Annotated in this window: 15 protein-coding genes; 7 read left to right on the forward strand and 8 right to left on the reverse strand. The window is 54.7% G+C overall.

Annotated features, from left to right (window positions below):
* Nucleotides 1-8 precede the first annotated feature (8 nt).
* The 4 genes from SNR34_RS12360 to SNR34_RS12375 all read left to right on the forward strand — a co-directional run bounded on the left by SNR34_RS12360 (nucleotide 9) and on the right by SNR34_RS12375 (nucleotide 6,042).
* Nucleotides 9-1,220 (forward strand): NAD(P)/FAD-dependent oxidoreductase, encoded by a 1,212-nt coding sequence (locus tag SNR34_RS12360; RefSeq protein ID WP_486182005.1) that lies wholly within the window; start codon nucleotides 9-11, stop codon nucleotides 1,218-1,220.
* 18 nt (nucleotides 1,221-1,238) lie between these two features.
* Nucleotides 1,239-3,458, forward strand: coding sequence for an MMPL family transporter (locus tag SNR34_RS12365; RefSeq protein WP_486182006.1), 2,220 nt, complete (start codon nucleotides 1,239-1,241; stop codon nucleotides 3,456-3,458).
* Nucleotides 3,459-3,786: 328 nt separating this feature from the next.
* Nucleotides 3,787-4,806 (forward strand): dienelactone hydrolase family protein, encoded by a 1,020-nt coding sequence (locus SNR34_RS12370; protein WP_486182007.1) that lies wholly within the window; start codon nucleotides 3,787-3,789, stop codon nucleotides 4,804-4,806.
* A gap of 63 nt (nucleotides 4,807-4,869) precedes the next feature.
* Nucleotides 4,870-6,042, forward strand: a complete 1,173-nt coding sequence (locus tag SNR34_RS12375) for a rhamnogalacturonan acetylesterase (protein WP_486182008.1) — start codon at nucleotides 4,870-4,872, stop codon at nucleotides 6,040-6,042.
* 151 nt (nucleotides 6,043-6,193) lie between these two features.
* On the opposite strand, the gene SNR34_RS12380 is transcribed toward SNR34_RS12375, so the two are convergent.
* The 7 genes from SNR34_RS12380 to SNR34_RS12410 all read right to left on the reverse strand — a co-directional run bounded on the left by SNR34_RS12380 (nucleotide 6,194) and on the right by SNR34_RS12410 (nucleotide 12,902).
* Nucleotides 6,194-6,865, reverse strand: a complete 672-nt coding sequence (locus SNR34_RS12380) for a metal-dependent hydrolase (protein WP_236419444.1) — start codon at nucleotides 6,863-6,865, stop codon at nucleotides 6,194-6,196.
* A 113-nt stretch (nucleotides 6,866-6,978) separates the two neighbouring features.
* Nucleotides 6,979-7,371 carry a monovalent cation/H(+) antiporter subunit G gene (gene mnhG / locus SNR34_RS12385; protein ID WP_343259381.1) on the reverse strand — a complete coding sequence of 131 codons (393 nt, stop codon included), beginning with the start codon at nucleotides 7,369-7,371 and terminating at the stop codon, nucleotides 6,979-6,981.
* Nucleotides 7,355-7,639: a Na(+)/H(+) antiporter subunit F1 gene (locus SNR34_RS12390; protein ID WP_236419448.1), complete on the reverse strand. Its 285-nt coding sequence runs from the start codon at nucleotides 7,637-7,639 to the stop codon at nucleotides 7,355-7,357. The genes mnhG and SNR34_RS12390 overlap by 17 nt, the downstream gene beginning before the upstream one ends.
* Complete coding sequence (locus SNR34_RS12395; RefSeq protein WP_236419450.1) at nucleotides 7,639-8,115, reverse strand: Na+/H+ antiporter subunit E; 477 nt, start codon at nucleotides 8,113-8,115, stop codon at nucleotides 7,639-7,641. Before SNR34_RS12395 ends, SNR34_RS12390 begins: the two co-directional genes overlap by 1 nt.
* Nucleotides 8,116-8,121: 6 nt before the next feature.
* Entirely contained in the window at nucleotides 8,122-9,603 is a 1,482-nt protein-coding gene (locus tag SNR34_RS12400; RefSeq protein ID WP_343259379.1) for a Na+/H+ antiporter subunit D, read from the reverse strand.
* The gene (locus SNR34_RS12405) at nucleotides 9,596-9,934 is read right to left on the reverse strand and encodes a Na(+)/H(+) antiporter subunit C (protein WP_236419454.1); all 339 of its coding nucleotides are present in this window, start codon (nucleotides 9,932-9,934) and stop codon (nucleotides 9,596-9,598) included. Before SNR34_RS12405 ends, SNR34_RS12400 begins: the two co-directional genes overlap by 8 nt.
* Before the next feature lies 1 nt (nucleotide 9,935).
* Nucleotides 9,936-12,902 (reverse strand): Na+/H+ antiporter subunit A, encoded by a 2,967-nt coding sequence (locus SNR34_RS12410; protein ID WP_486182009.1) that lies wholly within the window; start codon nucleotides 12,900-12,902, stop codon nucleotides 9,936-9,938.
* A 224-nt stretch (nucleotides 12,903-13,126) separates the two neighbouring features.
* On the opposite strand from SNR34_RS12410, the gene SNR34_RS12415 reads away from it, so the two are divergent.
* Nucleotides 13,127-13,651, forward strand: a complete 525-nt coding sequence (locus SNR34_RS12415; RefSeq protein WP_236419470.1) for a hypothetical protein — start codon at nucleotides 13,127-13,129, stop codon at nucleotides 13,649-13,651.
* 80 nt (nucleotides 13,652-13,731) lie between these two features.
* Here the strand turns inward: SNR34_RS12415 and SNR34_RS12420 are convergent, their stop codons facing one another.
* The gene (locus SNR34_RS12420) at nucleotides 13,732-14,856 is read right to left on the reverse strand and encodes a GGDEF domain-containing protein (protein ID WP_486182010.1); all 1,125 of its coding nucleotides are present in this window, start codon (nucleotides 14,854-14,856) and stop codon (nucleotides 13,732-13,734) included.
* Between the two features lie 225 nt (nucleotides 14,857-15,081).
* Here SNR34_RS12420 and SNR34_RS12425 point away from each other — a divergent pair, with 225 nt between their 5' ends.
* Both SNR34_RS12425 and SNR34_RS12430 read left to right on the forward strand, forming a co-directional pair.
* Nucleotides 15,082-21,795, forward strand: a complete 6,714-nt coding sequence (locus SNR34_RS12425; protein WP_486182011.1) for a DUF7507 domain-containing protein — start codon at nucleotides 15,082-15,084, stop codon at nucleotides 21,793-21,795.
* Nucleotides 21,792-23,483: a hypothetical protein gene (locus tag SNR34_RS12430; RefSeq protein WP_486182012.1), complete on the forward strand. Its 1,692-nt coding sequence runs from the start codon at nucleotides 21,792-21,794 to the stop codon at nucleotides 23,481-23,483. Before SNR34_RS12425 ends, SNR34_RS12430 begins: the two co-directional genes overlap by 4 nt.
* The last annotated feature ends 33 nt before the right edge of the window (nucleotides 23,484-23,516 follow it).

Raw genomic sequence — 23,516 nt, forward strand, 5'->3', positions numbered from 1 at the left:
GAACCTGGATGACAAAACAGGTGGACGCGGCCATCATCGGCGGCGGCATTGCCGGCAGCAGTCTGGCCATCGATTTGGCTCGCAAAGGCTGGAGCACTATAGTGCTGGACCAGAAGGTGTTCCCCAGACACAAATCGTGCGGGGAGTTCATGAGCCCGGAAACCGGGCAGATGCTGGCCATGCTGGGGCTGGCCGATCTGTCACGAGAACTGCAGCCGGCCATCATTCGGGAGGCTGCCTTGATTTTCGAACATGGAGCCCGCGTCAGCATGCCGCTTCCCGGGAATGCATGGGGCATAAGCCGCTACGCCCTTGACTTGAAGCTGCATGAGGCTGCTTTGGAGGCGGGTGCGGAGATATGGGAAGGATGCAAGGTAGAAGGCATTGCCGAAATCCGGAGCGAACGGAGCAGGTATCCTTTGGAGAATATGGCGTATCGGTTGAACGTTCACCATCATGGACAATCGTGCATCATCGAAGCGCGGGCTGCATTCGGTGCGTGGGGCTCCCGCAGACCGAGCCGTCTGCTTCCGGCCAATGATAAGAACGCCGTAAAGGGAAAAACGGCCCGCAGAACGACAATGGGCCAACATCCCGACCAGGTTGGGGTAAAACTCCATTATGAAGGGATCACGGGCGGCGAGGCCGTCGAATTGTATTTCTGCGAGGGCGGTTACGTCGGAATTGCTCCGATCGAAAAACAGCGGCTTAACGTCGCCGCCCTGCTGGATCTGCGGACCGTTCAAAAATGGGGGAAAAGCGTGGCCGAAATCATCGATGCGGCAGCATCCACGAATAAGGCCCTCGCCAACAGGCTCGAAGGAGGCATTCCGATTGCGGACACGTCCACGGCCCAGGCTCCTGTCCGGATCACCTCCCGCCCGGAGCCATGGGGAACCGTGCCGCATATCGGTGATGCCGCCATGGTCATCCCGCCGCTGTGCGGGGACGGGATGTCGATTGCGCTCCGCTCGGCGCTTCAGGCAAGCAGCATCGCCGAGCTGTATTTAAACGGAAGCATTTCGCATGACGGTTGGAAACGAAAGCATATCAGCCGATTGCAGCGCGAGTTTGGAAGGGTGTTAAAGGTTGGCGGACTGCTGCAAGCAGCTAGCCGGGTGCCAATTCTAACAAAGATGGCTCCCGGAGCCCTTCGGCTGTTCCCGCCTCTGCGCGGCTGGATGGTGAGGGCAACACGTCTGAAAGAAACGGAACGATGAATCTGATCATGAAGGAGCATGGATATGGTTTATCGCCGCCTTGCTTTCTTGATATGCCGATATCCGTGGTTCATCATGGTCTGTTGGGCATTCATTATCGCGATGTCAGCGGTCTGGGCGCTGCGGCTGCCGGACGTTGTGCAGGATCACGGGTTGAAGGTGGTTAATGGTGAGGGGGAACGTGTGCAGCGTGCTTTGAAGCAGGAGTTCGGCATGCCGATGGAGCCCGTCATCGTTGTGTTTGATAAAAATGTCCATACGCCTCATGCCGAATTCGTGGAATGGATCAAGCAGCATATCGAGCGAATGCGCGCTCTGCCGGACGTAAAATCGGTCATTTCGCCTTTCGAGCTTGGCAGGAACCGGATGTTTCAGGAGCACATGGCAGTGGTCTTTCTCGACTATGGCGATCTACCTGCCCGGCAAATGAAGGCACCGCTGGCCGAACTTCGCTCGGTCATGAAACAGGATGCGCATGGAACGATCAGTCTCACCGGCAAAAAGGTGGTGCAGCAGGACGTAAACGCCCTGAGCTTTCGTGATCTGGAGCATGCCGAGTGGTTTGGGCTGCCGCTTGCCTTGCTTGTTCTGTGTTATGCATTCCGTGGACTGCGTGCAGCTTGCTTGGCCGTATCCATGGGGATCGCCGCCGTCGTTGTTGCCATGGGAGCTCTGGCTTTGCTGGGTCATTGCATGGAATTATCGAATTTTGTCATTAACGTCATTCCTATGGTCGGCATGGCGCTGAGTTTGGATTTTGCGTTAATTCTGCTGGGACGGTTGCGGGAAGAGTGGCGCGGGGATCGAGGGCAAGGGCAGACAGACATGGAGCAAATGATGCAGCAGACGCTTCGGACCGCGGGAAGAGCCGTCCTGTTTTCCGCGGCATGCGTACTGCTCGGCCTGATCGGATTGTTATGGATCCGGCTGCCGATGTTCGCAAGTGTTGCCCTTGGAGCCATCGCCGCGTTGATTGTATCGGTGCTGTTGAATTTTACCTTGCTGCCGGCGATCGCATGTTTGTATGCGCGGCATATGTTTGGCAGTAAACGCGGCGTAATCGTTCCTGATAAAACGGCTTCCAAATCCGCATGGCAGCGCTGGTCCGGTTATGTCATGAAACATCCTGTTCGCATGGCGCTGCTTGGCTCGGGCGCGCTGCTGCTGTGCGTGCTGCCGGTTCGGCACATGGAGCTTTCGGTACCCGATGCCGCCTCGTTGCCCGCATCAGCGGAATCCCGCATCGCGGCAGAACGTTTGCAGCAGTCATTTTCGGATCCGGATGTCTCGGTAATCGATATTCTGATCGGAGCAAGGGAAGAGAGATTGACCGCGGCGGACTGGAGGGCAGCTGCGGAGCTGGTGCAGCGGCTCTCCCGGGATCACGGCGTGGTTGAAGTCGAGAGCGCGTGGGGGAAATCGGCCGTCGATTTTCCTGAATACATGACCGGGAAGCCGGGGGTTGCAAGTTCGCGGGAAGTGTCGGCGGAGCAGCGGAAAACTTGGCTGCGCAGCCATGCCTCGACCCATGCCATCCGTATGTCCGCCGTGATTCGAGGAGCGCCCGGTTCCACGGAAGCCACGGATTGGATCGAGCGGATGAAAACGACGGATGCGCAGGGGATCCCCGCAAACGTTAACGTTCTTTACGGGGGAGAAGCCGTGTACCAGGCGGAGATCATGCAGCAGGTGAAGGCCGGTTTGCCCAAGGTGCTCGTGTTTGTCGTCGTTTCCAATTACATCGTGCTGCTCGCGGCATTTCGTTCATTGTTGATTCCGATCAAAGCGATCCTGATGAATTTGCTTAGCCTGGCCGCATCCTTCGGGATTCTTGCCGTCGTATTTAATCAGGGACACCTTGGTATAGAGGCTACGCCGATTGCCATCATGATTCCGGCATTCATCGCCGGCCTCGTGTTTGGCATTTCCATGGATTACGGCGTGTTCATGCTCTCGCGAATCCAGGAAACCTACCGGCTTACAGGGAACAGCGACCTGGCGGTACAGCGCGGACTGGCTTCTTCGGGACGCCTGATTACGTCGGCCGCGACCATTTTGCTGGCGGTGACGATTCCGTTTGCCTTCGGGGACGTGTCGGGCGTGAAGCAATTGGGCGTCGGCATTACGGCCGCGGTAATCATCGACGTTACCGTCGTCCGGCTGATCCTTGTTCCGGCGTTGATGAAACTGATGGGCAGATGGAACTGGTGGCTGCCTGGTCGTATCCCGGGACGTTAAGCTGAATTTTTCATGCTGCAAGGGGAGCTTGGAACAGGAACAAGGATGATTTACGAGAAAAGGCATGGAGTTATGTTGGGGGAAAAGGAGCTGTGTCCAGGCAAGGACATCAAGCTCCTTTTTGCGCGGGATTTCGGGAGAAAAGACGGTGATGGAGCAAAGTGCGTTCCGATGCCATCAGCTAACTTGAATTTACCGGACAAGAGGGCAACGATGTTCAACTTCCGCCGCCGACATCTGTTCTATAATGATTGGAAAAAGAGGGTAGGCCCATGTCTTGATGTTCAAAGAGGGCTTCCGGCCGACCTGAGGAGGGAATGAAAAAACGATGTCGGATATTGAAGCTTACTTGCAAAGACACACTCGTTCAAGCGGACGATTATCTTATCAACCCGAACAGCCGGTTCAACGTTGGAGCAGCCTGCTGCGCGAAAGCCTGGTAGCGAGGCTTGGCGGATTCCCTGCGGTTCACGCCGAGCTGGACCCTGTCCTGCTGGAACGCACGAAGTGTGACGGGTATACGCGGGAACGCATCGAAATCACGACGTTTCAAGGCCTGCGCATGCCGCTGTATCTGTTGATTCCCGACGAAGCCGTCGCTTCCGGTACCCCGCGTTCGGCGATCGTGGCGTGCCACGGGCATGGATACGGGAGCCGTGAAATATCGGGACTGGAACCGGATGGGTCCGATCGGGCGGGGGACCCCGGGCTGCACAAAGATTTTGCGGTTGCATTGGTGCGCAGAGGGCATGTCGTGGCTGCACCGGAGCTGCTTGGTTTCGGCGATCGCAGACTGAAGGAGGATCGGGACGCGCCGCCGGGAACGAGTTCCTGCACGCGGATTGCCCTTCATCTGCTCATGGCCGGTCACACGCTTGCAGGCCATCGGGTGTATGAAACGAGCCGGGTGTTCGATTACTTGTCTACCCGTTCCGAGGTGGATGACCGGAGAATCGGCAGTATGGGCATATCGGGCGGCGGATTGGTCACGGCTTTTACGGCGGCGGTGGATGAACGATGCCGCGCGGCCGTTGTGAGCGGGTATGCCAGCACGTTCCATGGCAGCATCCTGGACAGAAACCATTGTCTGGACAACTATATTCCGGGCATTTTGCAGGATGCGGATTTGCCGGACTTGATCGGCCTGATTGCGCCAAGGCCGCTCTTCATTGAATCGGGCGACGAAGATCGGGTATTTCCGCAAACGGCCGCAAGGGAGGCATATGCAAGATTGAAAGAAATCTATGGTCAGGCGGGTGCCGAAACCGTGCTGGATGCGGATTTTTTTGCGGGCGGGCATGAAATCGGCGGGACAAGGGCATACGACTGGCTTGATCGCGTTTTATGATGCTGACGTGAAATGGAAGTGGAGCAGTCGCGTTATAACGAAAAAATGAGGGGAGATGTTTGGATGAAACGGTTCCGTTGGAAAACATGTTTGCTTGGCGTGGCCATGGCGGCTGTCATGTTAAGCAGTCCATTTGGTGCAGGCAGATCAGGCATTATGCACGCGGCAGCGGGCGAGTACAAGTTCGATTTCGGCGCAGGAAGCGTTGAGAACGGTTACATTGGCGTGTCGGCGACAGAAGCTTATACCGCCGCTAAAGGTTACGGATTCAATACGCCCGGGAATATGCGCAATGTGTCCGCATCCGGAACAGGCGTTGCGAGCGATGCCGTACAGTTCCTGACGTATGGTACAAAGAGCACGAATACGTTTAACGTGGATTTGCCGAATGGATTATATGAAGTAAACGTCGTATTGGGTAACACGGCCAGAGCAAGTGTGGCCGCCGAAGGCGTGTTTCAATTGATCAACATGACGGGCAACGGTGCTGCCGATTCATTTCAGATCCCGGTGACGGATGGCCAGCTTAATCTGCTAGTGACGGAGGGGAAGGCAGGAACGGCGTTTACGCTGAGCGCATTGGAAATCCGGAAACTGTCCGACCAGGCCGTAACCAACCGGACCATTTATATCGGCGGGGATTCGACCGTTGCCAATTATTATCCGTTGGACACCAGCGTGCAGGGCGGGTGGGGACAGTTATTTCCGGCGTATGTGGACGAAAATGTTCTCCAGGTGCGCAACTTGGCCTCAGGGGGACAGATTGCGAGAGGTTTCCGGGATGATGGACAGATGGAGGCGATTCTGCAATATTTGAAGCCGGGCGATGTTTTTATTTTGCAGCTGGGCATCAATGACACCAACGCCAAAAACAATACGACCGAAGCCGAGTTTAAGGAGATCATGCGCGACATGGTGCAGCAAGCGAAGGGCAAGGGCGCAACCGTGGTCCTTTCGACGCCTCAGGGACGTGCGACTGACTTCGACGCGAGCGGCGTGCACAGAGCGGAGGGCCGCTGGTACAGCAATGCCACCCGTGCGTTGGCGCAAGAGGAAGGCGTGATGCTGGTGGACCTGAACAGGCTTAGCTCGGCATATTTCACGGCCATCGGGCCGGATGCCACGCTGGCTTTGTACATGGCCGGAGATACGCTGCATCCGAATCGCGCAGGCGCCGCCCAGTTGGCACGGATCGTTTCGGAGGAGCTGGCTAGGCAGGGGCTAAACGGATTTTAATTTTTATCAACATCGTACCCTTGAAATTTGAAGCACCGGTCACCACCTATCCTTAACAAAAAAAGCTCCAGCCAAGTACCGACGGTTCGTGTCGGCATCTTGCTGGGGCTATCTGTATGACGGAGACTTTACTGCAATTGCAGTATTCCGTTCACTGCGAAATATGGAGATACTGGCCTTGGCCGGGGATGATGGTAAGATGGTCAATCCGGACGTAGTAATTCCAGTGAAAGGGTACGTTTGCGGGATAAACGGTAATGTATTCAGGATGTTCGGCAGCGTAACGTTTATGCAAAATAGCGTTAATCGTTCCGTTGGAGATGCTTAATGCGGTCACAAACAGAATGACAAGCATGACAGCGATCGTGGCGGCAGGAGGTCTTTTTTTCCATATCACCATGCTAATGACCGCAATACCAAACAATATGGAGATGATAAGTTCGTTCATTTCATTCAAAATGCTAAAGTTCTGTTCTTCGTGAACGAACGGATACAACAAATTGACTCCATTACCGAGAAAGTCGATCAACAGATGGCCGATGAACAAGGCAGCCATGGCGCTGACCCAAGCCGCCATCCAGCGGACGTGCAATGTTTTTCGGATAACCCATGCAAAGGCTGCACCGACGAAAGGCACGGTGATCAGCGAATGGAGGTAAACGTCTCCGAAGAACTTTGTGATATCGGGAGTAATGGAAATAAGCGCGCCAAGCATACCGGCAATGATGTACGTTTTGAGTGAGGACAACCATTTATCAAGCGTGAGAAGAAGGATTGCAGCACCCGTAATCAAATGTACTCCCATGTGAAGAATGATGCTCATCGTATTACATGCCTCCGAATATTAACGATATCGAACAATGGTATGCCTCTATCGTACTATACAATTATTCCAAAAGATAGATGATTTGGGATTTATCCTATTGAATCCATATCTCACTCTATCCTGTCTTTCGCTTCATGATTCATCTTTTTGCCTTTGAGCAAAGGCTCCAGTTCATCCTGTACGCTTTGTTCCCATAACGGCACATCGGAGCGGTATGCTGCACGTCCATTCAGATGCCCGGCAACAGGGGCTGTAATGAAAACGAACACGATGCCGAGCACTACACGTGCACTGATGTATCCATCGTAAAACCAGAAGAACAGGAACGTGCCGCCAAGCACGCACAGCACGCCGAGCGTGGTGCTTTTGGTCGCCGCATGTGCCCTGAGATAGACATCAGGCAGACGGATGAGGCCAAAAGCGCTGAGCGCACTGAGAACTGCACCAAGCAAAACGAGAAACCCGATGACGAATCCGGCTATTCCGTTAACGATCCCGTTCATGTTTGAACACCGCCCCTCGTTCAATGTAACGCGCGAAAGCTACCGTGCCGAGAAAAGCCAGAATGCCGATCAGCAAAATAATGTCCAGATATGCCTGCGTGTGCTGCATCATGGACAGGACGGCAACCATGGCGATGACGTTGATGCCGATCGTATCCAGGGCGGTTATCCGGTCTGCCATGGAAGGACCGCGCAGGACACGGTACAAGCATCCCAAAATCGCGAGCGACAGGATAAGCAGCGATATAAATAATACCATCGATAACATTAGCGCGTCACCTCCATGATGGCTTTTTCGAACGTGTCCCGAATGTTTTCTCTCAGCTGCTGTTCGTCCTGAATATCCAGGGCGTGGATGAACAGGGTGCGCTGGTTGCCCGAAATTTCGAGCGGAAGGGAACCGGGAGTCAGCGAAATCAGTAAACAAAGCAGTGTAATTTCCCAATCGGAAGTCAGCTGTGTCTGGTACGTGAAAATCCCGGGTTGGATGCTTAACTTCGGTTTAACGATTTCCCGGATCACCCCATAGCTGGCCCGGATCAGCTCCCTGAGCAGCAGGAACAACAATTTGACGATGGCCCATACCCGCACGATGTAGAAGCGTTGGGGAAAGAAACGGCGCATGCTGCCGATGAGCAGTAGACCGAGCAGGTAACCAGCGAGAAAGCCAACCCCGCTCCAGGAATTGTTGAGAAACATCCATACAAAGGCAATGATCAGGTTTAGTACGATTTGGAAGGCCAATGGCATCTACTCCTTTGCCAGTACGGCATCGATGTAAATATTCGGATGAAGCAGAATGTCGCCTGCGCGTGCCGTCAATCGAAACATGCCTTCGGCACCAATGCCCATGGACAGAATAAACACGAACAGCACCCCTGCAGGAATCAGCAGTCCGTTCACGGCGTAAGGGCGCCTGATGGATCCTTTGGGCGGCTCCCCCCAGAAGGCCTGAATGAAAATGCGCAAGACGGAGTACAGCATCAGCAGGCTGGAGAGCACCGCAATTCCTGTCAAGCCGTACAATCCGGCTTCCAGCCCCCCTTCGAACAGCAGCAGTTTGCCGGGAAACCCGCTAAAGGGCGGAATGCCCGCAAGTGCCAGCGCGCTGACAAAAAACATCCAGCCCAGCAGCGGATAACGACGGATCAGTCCGCCCATGCGGTCAAGCCTGGATGTGCCCGCCACCGCAATCAACGCGCCGCCGAGCAGGAAGAGCAGCGTTTTGATCAGCATGTCATGCAGCATGTAGAACAGCAGTCCTTCCAGCGCCGAGCGGCTTGCCGACGCCATGCCGAAGGCGACGAAACCGACGCCGGCGACGACGTTGTAGATCAGGATTTTGTTGACGTCCCGGTAAGAGATGGCACCGATGACGCCTAGCAGCATCGTTGCTCCTGCCATCCATCCGATGAGGGCATTGAAAAAATCCGGGTCATGGTAAAAAATGAGCGTAAACGTACGCACGATGGCGTAAAGCCCGACTTTGGTGAGCAATCCGGCGAATAACGCCGTGACGACAGCCGGCGGGGCAGCATACGAACCCGACAGCCAAAAAAACAGGAACAATCCGGCCTTGATGCTGAACACGATCAGAAAGAGTACGCCGATGACCGTAATGATGCCGCTCTGGCCGATTTCCACGATGCGATTGGACAGGTCGGCCATGTTGAGCGTCCCCGTGACCGAATACAGGAACCCAATGGAGGCCACGAACAGGGACGAAGAAACGATGTTGATCAGCACGTATTTGATCGTTTCGCGCAGCTGCCTTTCCGTTCCGCCGAGCACGATCAGGGCATACGAGGAAATCAGCATCAGTTCGAAGCAGACGAACAGGTTGAAGAGGTCTCCGGTGAGGAACGAACCGTTTACGCCTGCAACCAAAAATGCAAAGAACGCATAGAAATGGTGCTCCTCCCGTTCCTCGTTCAAGCTCCGGAATGCATAGAGCAAACAAGCCAGCGCGATCACGGAGGCGGCGACGACGAGCAGTGCTGCAACCATGTCCGCGACAAGCACGATACCGTAAGGGGGCTTCCATCCGCCTACCGCGAGAGTCTGCACGCCATGCTTTGCAACTTGCGTAATGAGCATGAAGGAAGCGACAGTCGTCAGGAGCATGCCCGCTGCGCTGAGTAATTTTTGAACGCGAACGCTGCGAAAGCATAAAATGACGGCGATGCCAGTCAGTAATGGCAGCAGGATCGGAAGTACGACGGCATTATTCATAGGCCCGCCCCCTGACCTCTTCCAGGTCGTCCGTTCTCAATTTCAAATAGGATCGGTAAGATAACACAAAGAAAAAGGCGGTTAAGCCGAAATTGATCACGATCGAGGTCAGAATCAACGCCTGCGGCAGCGGATCTACGTATCGTTCCGCTTGCTCCCCAAGCAGTGGGGGCGCCCCGGTTTTGAGGCTCGGCATCGTGATCAGCAGCAGATGCACGCCGTGCGTCAGGACGGACATGCCGAGCACGATCCGGAGCAGGCTGCGCGACAAGATCAAAAACACGGCAACCGCGAACAGAATGCCCACGGCAACACACATCAATAGTTCCATATCAACGGTCCTCCCCAATCTGCAAAATGATGGTCATTGTGACTCCGAGTACGGCAAGGTAAACGCCAAGATCGAATAACATCGCGGTAGTGAGCTCGGTTTCGCCGAGCAGCGGCAGTTCGAAATATCCGAAGGTTTGGCTAAGAAAAGGCGCGCCGAACAGGAAAGAGCCCGTTCCGGTCAACGCGGCGATCCCGAGGCCAATGCCCGTCAACGTCCGAAAGTCGATGGGCAGCGCTTTGCGGATCGTTTCGGTACTGAAGGCAAGCGCAACAAGCACGAGGGCAGCGGCGGTGACCAGCCCGCCAATGAAACCTCCGCCCGGATTGTGATGGCCGGCAAAGAACAGGTGCAGCGCAAACGTCAAAACGATGAATGTCACAACTTTGGTCGTCGTTTTCAATAACACGTCATTGCTTTGCAACGGAACGGTATCCCAAGCTTGGACCCGCTTGTGTTCGTGACGCCCGTATTTGCGAGCTTTGCGGTGTTCTTCTTTGTTCCCTTCCGACGGTTCAACGGTTCTTGTTGCTTTTTCTTTTTTGGGAAACGTGAGTCTTGCCCCAAGGTCCCTTGCTTCCAGATTCAGGTTGACCATGGCATAAATGGCCAAGGAAGCAACACCAAGAACCATGATTTCGAGCAGCGTATCGAAGCCGCGGAAGTCGACCAGCAATACATTGACCACGTTTTTGCCGCCGGCAAGATCGTAGCTCTCCCTGATGAAATAATCGGCGATGCTTTGCGGGGAGGCCGTGCCGCTTGCCGCGAGTGCAACAAAGGTCATCGCCACGCCGACGGCGGCGGATACAAGCAGATTGACCCAAAGATAGCCGCGGCTTGACTTGCCTCGCTTCAGTTCGGGCAAATGATAGAAGCAGAGCAGAAACAACGCGACCGATACCGTCTCGACGATCATCTGCGTAAGAGCAAGGTCCGGCGCCCTGAACAGAACGAACAGCAGCGTGACGAGATATCCGACGGCACCGGTCATAATGACTGCCGAGAGTCGGTTTTTGGCAAAAGGAATCGTGACTGCGGCTGCGATGAGCGCGATAAGCAAAACGGCTTCATAGAAGGAAAAAGGCGCATTTCCCTTGAGATTCCAGACGATGTTTTCACCCGAGCGGAAAAATGCATAGCCGAGCAAAGCGACGGTAAAGGACAAAATGTAAACGAGATAATTTCTGACCGAACCGTTCATATAGGTTTCCGTCCACCGGCGCGCGTAATGCTGCAACGTATCCAGTACGACGCGATATATATGGTTTATGGTCAGTCCTTGAGGATAGTGGTCGTACACGGCGCGCCATCTCGGAAGCATGCTGTACAATATCACGCCGGACCCAATGACGCCGATCGTCATAAAGAGTTCGGGAGTCCAGCCGTGCCATAAGGAAAAATGTACGTCAAACCGCTCCCGCCCTTGCAGAAGGGAAGGGAGTACCGAAGCCAAAGCCGGTTCGATCAAAGGCCCGCCAACGAGGTTTGGAAGCAATCCGCACAGAAGGACCGGGACACCAAGCACCATCGGAGGGACAAGCATGCCCACGGGAGCTTCGTGCAGCTTTCCGGACGGCATGTCGCTGCGAACGCGACCCAGAAACGGTTTGAACGTCAGGATCATTGCGTAAATCAACGTAAATACGCTGGCCAGCCATGCCAAGACAGGCAGCAGCACAGCCCACTCACCAAGCCCGAAAATGCGCAAGTGCGTGACTTCAACCATCGCCTGGAAAAACAACTCTTTGCTGATGAACCCGTTAAACGGGGGAAGCCCTGCCATGGAAAACGCACCAACCAACGCGATCGTAAACGTTACGGGCATAAAGGAAGCGAGCCCGCCCAGTTTGCGGATGTCTCTTGTGCCCGTTTCGTGATCCACAATGCCTGCTACCATAAACAGGGCAGCTTTGAACGTCGCATGGTTGAACAGATGCAGCAAAGCGGCAGAGGTCGCAACCACATACACTGCGGACGAATCTCCTTTTCCGAAATACAAGGCTGCCGAGCCGATTCCGAACAGGGACATGATCAGCCCGAGTTGCGAAATGGTGGAATAGGCGAGGATGGCTTTAAGATCGTTTTTCTTCACGGCGAGAAACGAACCGTAGCACAGGGTAAGCAGACCCACGCCAGTGACCAGCCAGAACCATACGGCCTCCCCGCCAAAAATGGGCGTGAACCTGGCCACGACATAGAGACCGGCCTTGACCATGGTCGCCGAATGCAAATATGCGCTGACGGGCGTCGGCGCCTCCATCGCATCCGGGAGCCAGATATGGAACGGGAACTGCGCCGATTTGGTGAATGCGCCAATGAGGATGAGGACCAAGGCCGGCACAAACAGGGAGCTATCTTGGATATTGCCCCATTCCGAAAAAGTTGCCCTGATGCTGAAGGTGCCTGTCATCAGATACAGCATCATGAATCCGGCCAGCATGGCAAAACCGCCGAAGACGGTAATCAGGAACGATTTTTGCGCCCCGGCGGTGGAGGCTTTGCGTTTGTGGTAGAAGGCAATCAGGAGAAATGAAGTAATGCTGGTCAATTCCCAGAAACCGTAGAGCACGATCATATTATCCGACAGCACCACGCCAAGCATGGCTCCCATAAACATGAGCAGGTACAAATAAAAACGGCTTAGCGCATCTTTGCGGTCCATATAATAAATCGAATACAGCACAACCAGCGTTCCGATTCCGCTAATCAGCAAGGAAAGGAGCAGGCTGAGCCCGTCCAGGTACAGATTCAATCCGATATCGAGCGAAGGAATCCATGGAAGAGACCCGGAAACCGGATTTCGGTTCGATACGTCGGGAACGCGGCTTGCGAAATAAGCAAATAAACCGAGCGGGACGAACATGACCGGCCATCCCGGATGTATGCTGCGGATCAAACGGTAACAAGCGGCAAGCGCAACGCCTGCGACGAAAGGGAATAAAACGGCGATGTGAAGCAGGCTCAAAGTTTGCACCTCCAAATCTGGTATGGGACATGTTCTCAGGGCAACCTGCTGAAGGATCGCATGGAAGGCAGGTTGCTTTCTATATTCATAACCAGGTGGGGCGATACAGAATCTTTTCCATGATCTGCATGGGGTGACCTTTACTTCGGATTTGCATGCGGAGGATCGAGCATAATAAAATCAGGGGAAGATGGAAATATGTTCAGCAAAGGAGGAAAGGGAACATGACAAGCACGTACAAGACGGTTCCTTTCGGTTATGAACCGCCCCCGGCCAGCCGGAAAGGCACGCTGGTGTTTTACGACTCGTTTGAACACATCACCGATGAACAGTTGGAGCGGGCCGCACAACTCGCCGAATCACGTTCGTTCCAGCAGCTGGTGCTGTATCCGCTGCATGAAAGCACCGTTAAACGATGGAGCAAGGAAGAAGTGCGGCCGTATTACAAAAGGGAAGATCGGCTTCACGGCTGGAGAGTTGAGCATAATGACTCCAGCATCAAAGTGGAGGGCCTCGAAGGCAAGCGGAAAAAATATACGCCTATGGATACGGCATTGCGCCATCTGACGGATCTGTATCCTGCGCCGATCTTTTTGATATTAACCACAGACATGGCCAATCGTTTTGCGTCATTTGATTCATTTGAGGAATGGATCAAGCGGCTGCGCATCATCATCGACGGCTCTCCCGAAACGGTTCATCCGCGGCTGGAGCAGTTTCGGAACCGATGGGAATGGGCGGAACCATAATCGGGAAGAGATTCAAAACAAAAAGTTGTGCTGCACACCGTTATTACGGCGAGCATCACAACTTTTTTTGGTGAAAACATTTATGCGCTTTCCAGCGAAGTAACGGTTTTGTTCTTTCCCGTCCGCTTGGCGATGTAAAGGCAGGCATCAACCTCCTCGAACAGCTTGTCCTTGGTTAATTGATGATTATAGCTTTGCAGTCCGGCGCTAACTGTGACGTAAGCTCCTCCGAGTTCCGTGAGAACCATTCTGGCCACGCCCTTGCGGATTTTCTCGATGACCGCATAGGCCTGTTCGAACGATTGCTCGAACATCAAAACCGCAAATTCCTCGCCGCCGTACCGGGCAGCAATATCGCTGGAGGTGATATGTTCCTGAATAACCAGCGATACCTTCTCCAAAATGATGTCGCCGACGCGATGGCCATATGTATCATTGATGGATTTGAAATTATCGATATCGATCAGTGCGAGATGAAGACTCATGCCATCGTTGGCATATTCATATGCTTTTTCGAAATAATCTTTGAAAGAACTTTGATTGTACAGCTTGGTCAATCCGTCCGTCTTGGATTGTTTGGCCATGATGGCATTTCTTACGATCAGTTCCTGCTTGGCGAGCATGCTTTGCCTGAGGTCTTCCAGCACCTCCATTTGACTGGTCACGATCAGTTGGGCCACGTAGGTGCCGATGATGAGGAAGGCAGGTATCGAAACCATGTCAAACGACGAGAGGTACGCTCTGTATCCCGGGTCGAACAACACGATAATGTATCCTGTCAATTGCATGAGAAAAGTTGTCCAGACTCGTTTCTTGCTCAGAAAAAGGACGGAGGAGAGGATCGGCAGCAAACAGATCGCCAAAATAATCCGAATGTCATAATTGACGCGAATAATGGTCCAGGCGACCACCGTGCCGGCGACAGTCATTGCGTAGAACGAAAAGGTTAGCGTTTTGAAACGCCGATTGACCCAGGCGGCCAGCAGATTGGATATACCTCCCGCAAGGGTGGGCCATATCAGCACATTAAGGATGAAATCTTCGGGTGTGCGATCATAGACCATGAACAGATAACATGCTACCTGGATTACCGCATGGCTAATGACGACTACCCAGTAGGAACGCAACATCCTTTTGATCCAAATGGCATGTTTGAATTCGTACTCCGCGGGTATGCGGCTGTTACGCGTATTGGGTTTTCTCAATATATCACCGCTGACTGCATCATAATGATACGACAGAATGGACTCTCGTATAGAGTAATTATAAAGCACAACCGAAGAAACGCAAATGATTATATTTCTTCGTTCGAAGATCGATCAGGGAGACAATTCTCCACGTTCTCATAAAGGACAGACAAAAATCATGATTACCGTCATAACCTAAGATGTAGGCTCCAAGACATGATGATTCCAATTAGATGAAGGGGGGTGGATTCAATTCCTCTTATCGTCCGTTCAACAGTCAATGCAACAGGAGCGATTACATTTACGGGAAATACCCTTGGTCTAAGCCGGTCCGATACGGTTGCGGTTCCAGGTACCCAGGATAGCATCGGCGCGTTTACGACCGTGAATACCAGTTTAACCTATGGCACCTATCCGGCAGGCACGACAAGCCAGTACCAGAGCAACAGCTCTTCTGCAACCCTTGTCCTCCCCGCAGGCAGCACGGTGCTGTACGCCGAGCTCATCTGGGGCGGAAGTTACATTAACGGAACGATCAATCTTAGCGCATTCATCAACAACCCCGTCACCTTCACGACCCCTGCAGGCACAAGCAGCGTCACTCCGGACCCAGCCACGTACAATCAGTTTGATCTTGGAAACGGCGCCTCCGGCTATGTGCGTTCCGCCAACGTAACGACGCTGGTTCAGAATGGCGGGGCGGGTACATATACGACAGGCGGGGTCGTAGGTACGATCGTCGTTGCAAACGATCCGACGGCCAACCATGCCGGCTGGACGCTTGGCGTCATTTACCAGAATCCGAATCTGCCCTTCCGCAACATGTCATTGCGAGCCGGGGGAGTACTGGTTCAATCCACTTCCGCACCTGTAGTAACGACCATTACCGGATTTGCAACGCCCATATCCGGGACGTTGGGCGGAAGAGCCTTGTTTAGCGCACAGGAGGGGGATGCGAACCGAACGGGAGATCAGGCACTGTTCGGTCCGACATCGGCGACTTCCGTTGCTTTGTCAGGTCCTAATAACTTTGCCAACAACTTTTTCGCTTCTCAGATAAATGGGGATACGGGAGCTTTAAACACAACAGGAACGTTCGGAACGAGAAACCAAACCAATGGTGCGCCGGGCACCAATATCATCGGAGGCCGGCAGGGCTGGGACATTACGAATGTGGATGTGTCTGCCCGGCTGGTCAATAACCAGTCGACCGCAGTCCTGACGCTGACCACGTCCGGGGATGCTTACATCGTCAACGGTAACGCCATCCAAGTGGACATCAACGCACCGAGGATCACGCTTTCGAAATCTACGGCAGCGACGGGTGCGGCGGCCGGAGACAGCATACTGTACACCGTGACGGTCAACAACTCGGGAACGGCCAATGCGGCCAGCGTTGTTTTGTCGGATTCGCTCCCGTCCGGACTCACCTTTATCCCTGGAAGCGTTACTGTAGCGGGGGTATCTCGACCGACGTATGACATCAACGCGGGGGTTCCGCTCGGTTCCTTGAATCTGTCCGGCAGCATCGTAGTCACGTATCGCGCGCAAATTGCTTCGGATTCCAGCATCTTGCAGCTGGTGAACACCGCGAACGCGGCCTTCACGTTTCAGAGCGTTGCCGGGGGATCCATCATCACAGGGGTGATCCCGTCCAATGCCAATACGCTTACGGTGTATTCCCCGAACTTGGCGCTGATTAAATCAGCAAACACCACCAACGCAACGGTGGGAGACCAAGTCACTTATACCATCCAGGTCAACAATGCCGGGAATACGGCTGCAACGGTGACCCTGACCGACAATATTCCTAGCGGGAGCTCATACGTCGCGGGAAGTTTTCGCGTCAATGGGACGGTCGTCCCGGGAGCCAATCCCGCGACGGGAGTTAATATCGGCAGCGTTGCGGCCGGAACGACGAGCACGGTGACGTTTCAGGTTCTGGTCACTTCCCTTCCCACACCGCCCACGCTTACGGATCGGGCAACGGCCGCTTATTCATTCACTACACCGGATAGCCGCACCATAACAGGCTCCGTTTCTTCCAATACAATTACCGTTCCAGTAGCGTTGCCGAATGTAACTGTGAGCAAAACGGCGAAAGAGACCGATGTAGCGGTAGGAGAGACGTTTACGTATAACCTGAGCGTATCCAACGCCGGCATTCAGACCATCAACAATGCAATCCTGACGGACAGTCTACCTTCCGGTGCTGCGTTTGTTGCAGGCAGCGTCGTGGTGAGGGGGATTGCAGCTCCTTCGGCCAATCCAGGCAGCGGCATTTCGCTCGGAACCATTGCTGCCGGTGCTTCAGTCGCCGTTTCCTTTCAGGTTGCCGTACAATCGTTGCCTGCTTCGGGCTCGCTATCGAACCAGGCTTCGGTGTCCTATAGCTCTGGCGCGTTCTCCGGAATTTCAAATTCGAATACGGTAAGCACTCCGGTCTATCAGCCGGTCATCAATGTAGCCAAGTCTGCAAATGAAACAAATGCCACATTGGGCGATCAGATTCAGTATACCTTCGTTGTTACCAATAGGGGCAATATCGCAGCGCAAGTTACCGTGACGGATACGATTCCCTCCGGGACGTCGTTCATTACCGATTCGGTGACGGTCAACGGGACGGCCCGTCCGGGCAGTTCGCCGCTTACAGGAATATCTTTAGGGATCGTAAACCCGGGCTCGACGTTTACGGTTACTTTCCGGACGTCGCTTACGTCAATTCCCGAACCGCCGATCCTGCGCAACCAAGGGACGGCCGATTACACGTATCAACTCCCAAGCGGCAGAAATTTATCGGGCAGCGCCGTTTCCAACACCGTTGTCATTCCTGCTTCTGCGCCGAACGTTACGATTGCCAAAACGGTAAATGCCGCAGATGCCACTGTAGGTGATGCACTTACATATACGGTTAACGTTACGAATGCAGGCTCCGGCGCAGTCCAAAACGTCATCCTATCGGATGTGCTGTCAGAAGGCCTTCAGTTCATTTCGGGCACGGTGACCGTCAATGGGGCATCGGTAAGCGCCGCCAATCCGATATCCGGCATTACGCTAGGCACCTTGCCCCCTCCAGCCCAGACTACGGTAACGTATCAAGCCAGGGTTACGTCTGTGCCCGGTACGGGAAACGTTAGCAATCGCGCCAGCGCCGCGTTCACTTCGGGCAGTTTCAACGGTACGTCGTCGTCGGTCGTCGTCACCACGCCCGTGTATCAGCCTGTCATTACGTTGGCCAAGTCGGCGAGCACCACGAATCTGACCGTAGGAGATACGTTCAACTATGCGATCCAGGTCAGCAATACGGGGAACATCGCTGCCAACGTCACGTTGAATGATCCTGTTCCCGCCGGAGCGATCTTCAACACGAACAGCGTGATCATAAATGGCGTTCCGACACCCGGCGTCAGCCCGAACACGGGAATCCAGGTTGGAGCTGTTACGCCGGGAGCAAACGTAACGGTCACTTTCGTGGCAACGGTAACGAGCCTTCCGGCTGCTCGCCAGTTGGTGAATCAGGCTGCGGCAGGATTTAATTACACATTGCCGAGCGGCAGGACTGCTGCAGGAAACGCTATCTCCAATACAGTAACGACCCCTGTATCGTTGCCGGACGTATCGGTCCTCAAAAGCGTTAATGTGAGCAATGCGGTAACCGGTGACGTCATAACGTACACATCGGTGATTCGCAATAACGGAGCAGCGGGAATCGGCAGCGTTGTGCTCGCCGACCCACTGCCAGCGAATGCTACGTTCGTATCCGGGAGCGTCATTGTGAACGGGGTTTCAATCCCGCATTCCAATCCGTCCGCCGGCATTCCAATCGGTACGTTGGCCTCAGGAGCCACGGCTACCGTAACTTTCGAGGTGAGGATAACTATGCCCGTTCCTTCACAGATCAACAACCAATCGACGGTAAGTTTCACGTCCGGCGTATTTTCTGGAACGTCGTCGTCCAACACAACGACGACCCCGGTCATTCAACCCCAGATTTCGCTTGCCAAGACGGCAAACACGAACAACGCTACTGTTGGAGATACGGTTGTCTTCACGGTAAACGTCAGCAACAGCGGAAATTTGGCGGCCAATCTTACATTGACGGATGCTATTCCTTCCGTAACCACGTTTGTGCCCAACAGCGTCGTTGTGGCAGGAACACCATTGCCAGGGGTATCGCCGGTAACCGGCATTCCTGTTGGAACGGTGGCGGCCGGCGCCACGGTGGTGGTGACCTTCGCTGTCGTGGTGGATTCGCTGCCTTCTCCGCAGCAGATCAGCAATCAGGCCACATCCACGTATACATTCACCCCGCCGGACGGGCGGACGCTGACGGGTACGGCTACGTCCAACACGGTGACGTTCCCGGTATCGTCCCCGAACGTTGCCGTGGTGAAGAGTACGGCCTCGACGGCTGCCGCGATCGGCGACACGGTCACGTATTCCATCGTTGTGACGAACAGCGGCATCGCGCCGATCAACAACATTCAACTTTCCGACCCCGCCCCTGCAGGCTCGTCTTTTGTCGCAGGGTCCGTGACGGTCAACGGAACGCCTCAGCCTTCGGCGAATCCGATCGGCGGCATCGCACTTGGATCGCTGGCTCCGGGAGCTTCAACGACGGTTACCTTCAGCATCACGGTCGATGCCATTCCGCCGAACGGCCAGCTGAGCAACCGTTCTTCCGTGACGTTTACGTCAGGGGCCTTCTCGGGATCTGCCTTCTCGAATACGCTCATTACGCCAGTTTTCCAGCCGATTCTTACGGCGCAGAAACGTGCCAGCACAAACCATGCAACGGTAGGTGATACCGTCAGCTATACCATTACCGTAAACAATCAGGGGAACTTTCCAGGCACGATTACGGTAACGGATAATTTGCCGGCCGGCACAACGCTTGTACCCAACAGCGTCATCGTGAACGGCCAACCGCAGCCGGCAGCCGACCCAAGTACAGGCATTCCGGCAGGAAGCGTTGCCGCCGGAGCTGCGACGACCGTGACGTTTTCCGTCGTCATTGTTTCATTGCCAACGCCGCAGCAGCTGGTCAACCAAGCAAACGTAGCCTATTCGTTCACGCTGCCGGACGGAAGAACGTTGACGGGAAGCGTGCAGTCCAATACGTTAACCATTCCCGTATCGGCCCCTGACGTCGACGTCGTCAAATCGACGTCCTCCACGGCCGCATCTATCGGCGATACGGTCGCCTACACCGTCACTGTCACGAATAACGGGATCGCCGCCGTCAACAACGTGGTTTTTACCGATGCGCTTCCGCAAGGCACATCCCTCGTGCCCGGCAGTGTATTCGTCGATGGCGTTCAGCGTCCAGGCGCGAATCCTTCGACGGGAATTATCCTGAATTCCATTGCAGCTGGAGCCACCGTCACCGTTGCCTTTAGTGTTAACGTCAATGCGCTTCCGCCTACGGCAACCATCAGCAATCAGTCGTCGGTCAGCTTTACATCGGGTTCATTCTCCGCTACCGCGTTTTCCAATACGGTCACCACGCCGGTATACCAGCCTATCTTATCGGCAGCCAAAAGCGCGAATCAAACGCTCGCCACGGTGGGAGACACGATCGTTTATACGATCCTGATCTCCAATGCCGGGAATTATGGTGCTTCCGTTACATTGACCGATACCATTCCGGCGGGCACGGAACTGGTCCCGAACAGCGTCATCGTGAACGGGGCTCCCGTTCCCGGGGCCGATCCGGCATCGGGTATACCGCTTGGCACAGTAACCACCTCCGCTACCGTGACGTTCTCGGTGGTCATCGTCTCTTTGCCGTTAAACCAGCAGCTGGCAAACCAGGCGACGGCGACGTTTACGTATACGCTGCCGGATGGACGGACATTGGGCGGCACGATCTCGTCCAATACACTGCTCATCCCGGTGTCTGCACCGGATGTCGAGATTGTCAAAACGACGGCTTCTACGGATGCGGTGGTCGGGGACACGATTGTGTATCAAACGGTGGTTACGAACAGCGGCATCGAGAATGTGGATAATGTGGTGCTGACGGATCCGATCGATCCGTCCACCAGCTTTGTCGCCGGAAGCGTGCAGGTGGACGGAGTCCTGCGGCCTGAGGCCAATCCGGCCCTGGGTATCGCGCTTGGCACGATTGCTCCCGGCGCTTCGGTTACCGTATCTTATGCGGTCAGAGTTAATGCGCTTCCGACCCCGCCGCAAGTCAGCAGCCAGTCGGCAGTCAGCTTTACTTCCGGCGCGTTTTCGGGAACGGCGTATTCCAATACGGTGATCACGCCGATTTACCAGCCCATCGTTGCAGTAACCAAAACAGCCAACACCTCGAACGCCACCATCGGCGATACCATCGTATACTCGTTCACCATCACGAACACGGGCAATTTGCCTGTTCAGCTCACGTTAACCGACTCCATTCCGGACGGGGCCGTGCTGGTCCCGAACAGCGTTCTGGTCGACGGCGTTCCGCAGCCGGGGGCAGATCCGAATACGGGCATCGTCGTGGGTACCATTCCGGCAGGAGGTACAGTCAACGTCACCGTCACGCTTCAGGTTACGGTGGATACGCTGCCTCAGAACCAGCAGCTGACCAATCAGGCGGTAGCCAGCTACACGTATAGTCCGCCGGATGGCCGTCAACTCACGGGTACGGTATCTTCCAACGTGCTTGTCATTCCGGTATCCGCTCCGAACGTGGTTGTCAGCAAAAGCACAAGCGCCGTAGACGCGGTCGTGGGGGATGTCATTACGTATACGATAACTGTAACGAACAGCGGAATCGAAGCCGTCAACAATGTGGTCATGGTCGATCCGATACCTGCGGGAGCGGTGTTCGTGGCAGGCAGCGTAACGGTGGACGGTACGCCTCGTCCGACAGGCAATCCGGACACCGGCATCACGCTCGGCACGATTCAGCCAGGCGCATCCGTAACGGTTACCTTCCAGGTCCGGGTTGTTGTCATATGAGTCCGGAATCCAGATCGTTGTCCTTTAATCTGCAGAACCGCTCGCTCGTTCGTTTCAACACGGATGTGGACGATCCGGAGCAAATTTCGTATTCCAATACCGTGGTTACGCCTTGGATCGGTCCCAAATTGATGATCCGCAAACGGTGCAACTTGTTCAAGGCTGCTCTAGGTCAAACGTTGATCTATGACATCGAGATCGAGAACGAAGGCAATCTTGATGCGAGGGTTCGGGTCATTGACCCGCTGGCCCCGGGTATCGCGTTCCTTCCCAATTCGGTATTGCGGGACGGGGTGCCGCTTCCCGGCGCGTCGCCGGCGGAAGGACTTCCATGGTTGGAGATCGCTGCAGGGGCGCTGCTGCGGCTCCATTTCCAGGCGATCATTGTGGCTGTTCCCCCCGACTTGAAGCTGGTTAACCAGGCACAGGTGCAGTATGTCTTTTTGACGCCGGAGGGCAGGGAAGGCACGGGGGAGGAATACTCCAACACCGTCGAGGTCATGTTGGTTTCGGCAAAATTGCTGATTGCGCTGCAGGTGGACCGCGCCCAAACATTTGTCGGCGATATCGTGAAGTACAGTGTTTCGGTGCGAAATCCCGGATTTGTAGCCGCACAGCAGGCAAGGGCAATCGTTTCGTTGGCACAAGGATTGTCTTTCATTCCGGGGAGTGTCGTGATCGATGACATGTTCGCGCCCGAGGTGACACCTGATGGCGGGATCGATCTCGGGGAAGTGCTGCCCGAGGCCGCCGTCATCATTCAATTCCGCGTGCAGGTTACCGGGGCCGGAACGGATGGGAAACTTAGTGCGCAAGCCATCCTTCACTATGCATCGGGTGGGGAAGCGGAAGCTTCGGATTCCAATGTGGCAGTGCTGCAGGTCGTGAACCCTCACATTTCGTTCAGCAAAAAGGCAACGCCGGCAATTGCCACCTTCGGGAGCAAAGTCCAATATGAGTTGATTGTATCCAATGAAGCTTCGCTCGCCGTAGATGCCTTTATCACCGACGCGCTTCCGCCCGGCATGATTTATGCGGAGGGAAGCACTCGCTTAAATGGCGTGAGACGTCCAGGGCTCGACCCGGGAAGAGGCATACATCTGGGCACGCTCACCGCCCATTCCAACGTGCATGTGGAATTCGAGGCACGGATTGCGGCTGAGCGTCAAAATCCGATTCCGTTCGAGCTGAGCAATCAGGCTCGATTGAATTATACGTTTCGTTTGCCCGATTCCCGTTCCGTTCGCCGGCTGCTAACCTCCAACGAAGCCGTGGTTGAGCTGAAGGGACCGATCATTGGCGTTCATGTGGACGTAGTGCCTGATTTGGTTGAACTGGGAGGAATCGTAACCTTCCATGTAGGTGTGGCTAACCGAGGCAATGTGGCTGCCCGCGTGCAATTGTTCGACTTTCTTCCGCCGGAATCGACCTGGCGCCTTGAACTTGGTCCTAACGAAGGAGGCGGTCCACCCAAACATGTTGCGCCCAAATTTCTGCATGTGGGCGAAGTGCAGCCGGGTTCCGAACGACGCATCAGCTACAAAGTCCAGATGTCTGCCCGTACGCAGCCGGGCTTGGTGCAGGGCGTGCTGCTCGGAGCCTACACCTACGAATGGAACGGGGAGCGGCATGCAGGAGAGGAAACGTCCAATGCGTATTCCATACAGATCGAAGACATGGATGAGTAATCGGTAGGTTTGCATGGGAAATTTGGGAAAAAG

It is taken from the genome of Paenibacillus sp. XP01 (assembly GCF_057364885.1).

Coding starts and splice junctions, on each gene's coding strand:
- SNR34_RS12360 (WP_486182005.1), top strand. CDS start 9: ATGACAAAACAGGTGGACGCGGCCATCATCGGCGGCGGCATTGCCGGC.
- SNR34_RS12370 (WP_486182007.1), top strand. CDS start 3,787: ATGTCGGATATTGAAGCTTACTTGCAAAGACACACTCGTTCAAGCGGA.
- mnhG (WP_343259381.1), bottom strand. CDS start 7,371: ATGAACGGGATCGTTAACGGAATAGCCGGATTCGTCATCGGGTTTCTC.
- SNR34_RS12415 (WP_236419470.1), top strand. CDS start 13,127: ATGACAAGCACGTACAAGACGGTTCCTTTCGGTTATGAACCGCCCCCG.
- SNR34_RS12365 (WP_486182006.1), top strand. CDS start 1,239: ATGGATATGGTTTATCGCCGCCTTGCTTTCTTGATATGCCGATATCCG.
- SNR34_RS12405 (WP_236419454.1), bottom strand. CDS start 9,934: ATGGAACTATTGATGTGTGTTGCCGTGGGCATTCTGTTCGCGGTTGCC.
- SNR34_RS12380 (WP_236419444.1), bottom strand. CDS start 6,865: ATGAGCATCATTCTTCACATGGGAGTACATTTGATTACGGGTGCTGCA.
- SNR34_RS12400 (WP_343259379.1), bottom strand. CDS start 9,603: ATGAATAATGCCGTCGTACTTCCGATCCTGCTGCCATTACTGACTGGC.
- SNR34_RS12375 (WP_486182008.1), top strand. CDS start 4,870: ATGAAACGGTTCCGTTGGAAAACATGTTTGCTTGGCGTGGCCATGGCG.
- SNR34_RS12390 (WP_236419448.1), bottom strand. CDS start 7,639: ATGTTATCGATGGTATTATTTATATCGCTGCTTATCCTGTCGCTCGCG.
- SNR34_RS12430 (WP_486182012.1), top strand. CDS start 21,792: ATGAGTCCGGAATCCAGATCGTTGTCCTTTAATCTGCAGAACCGCTCG.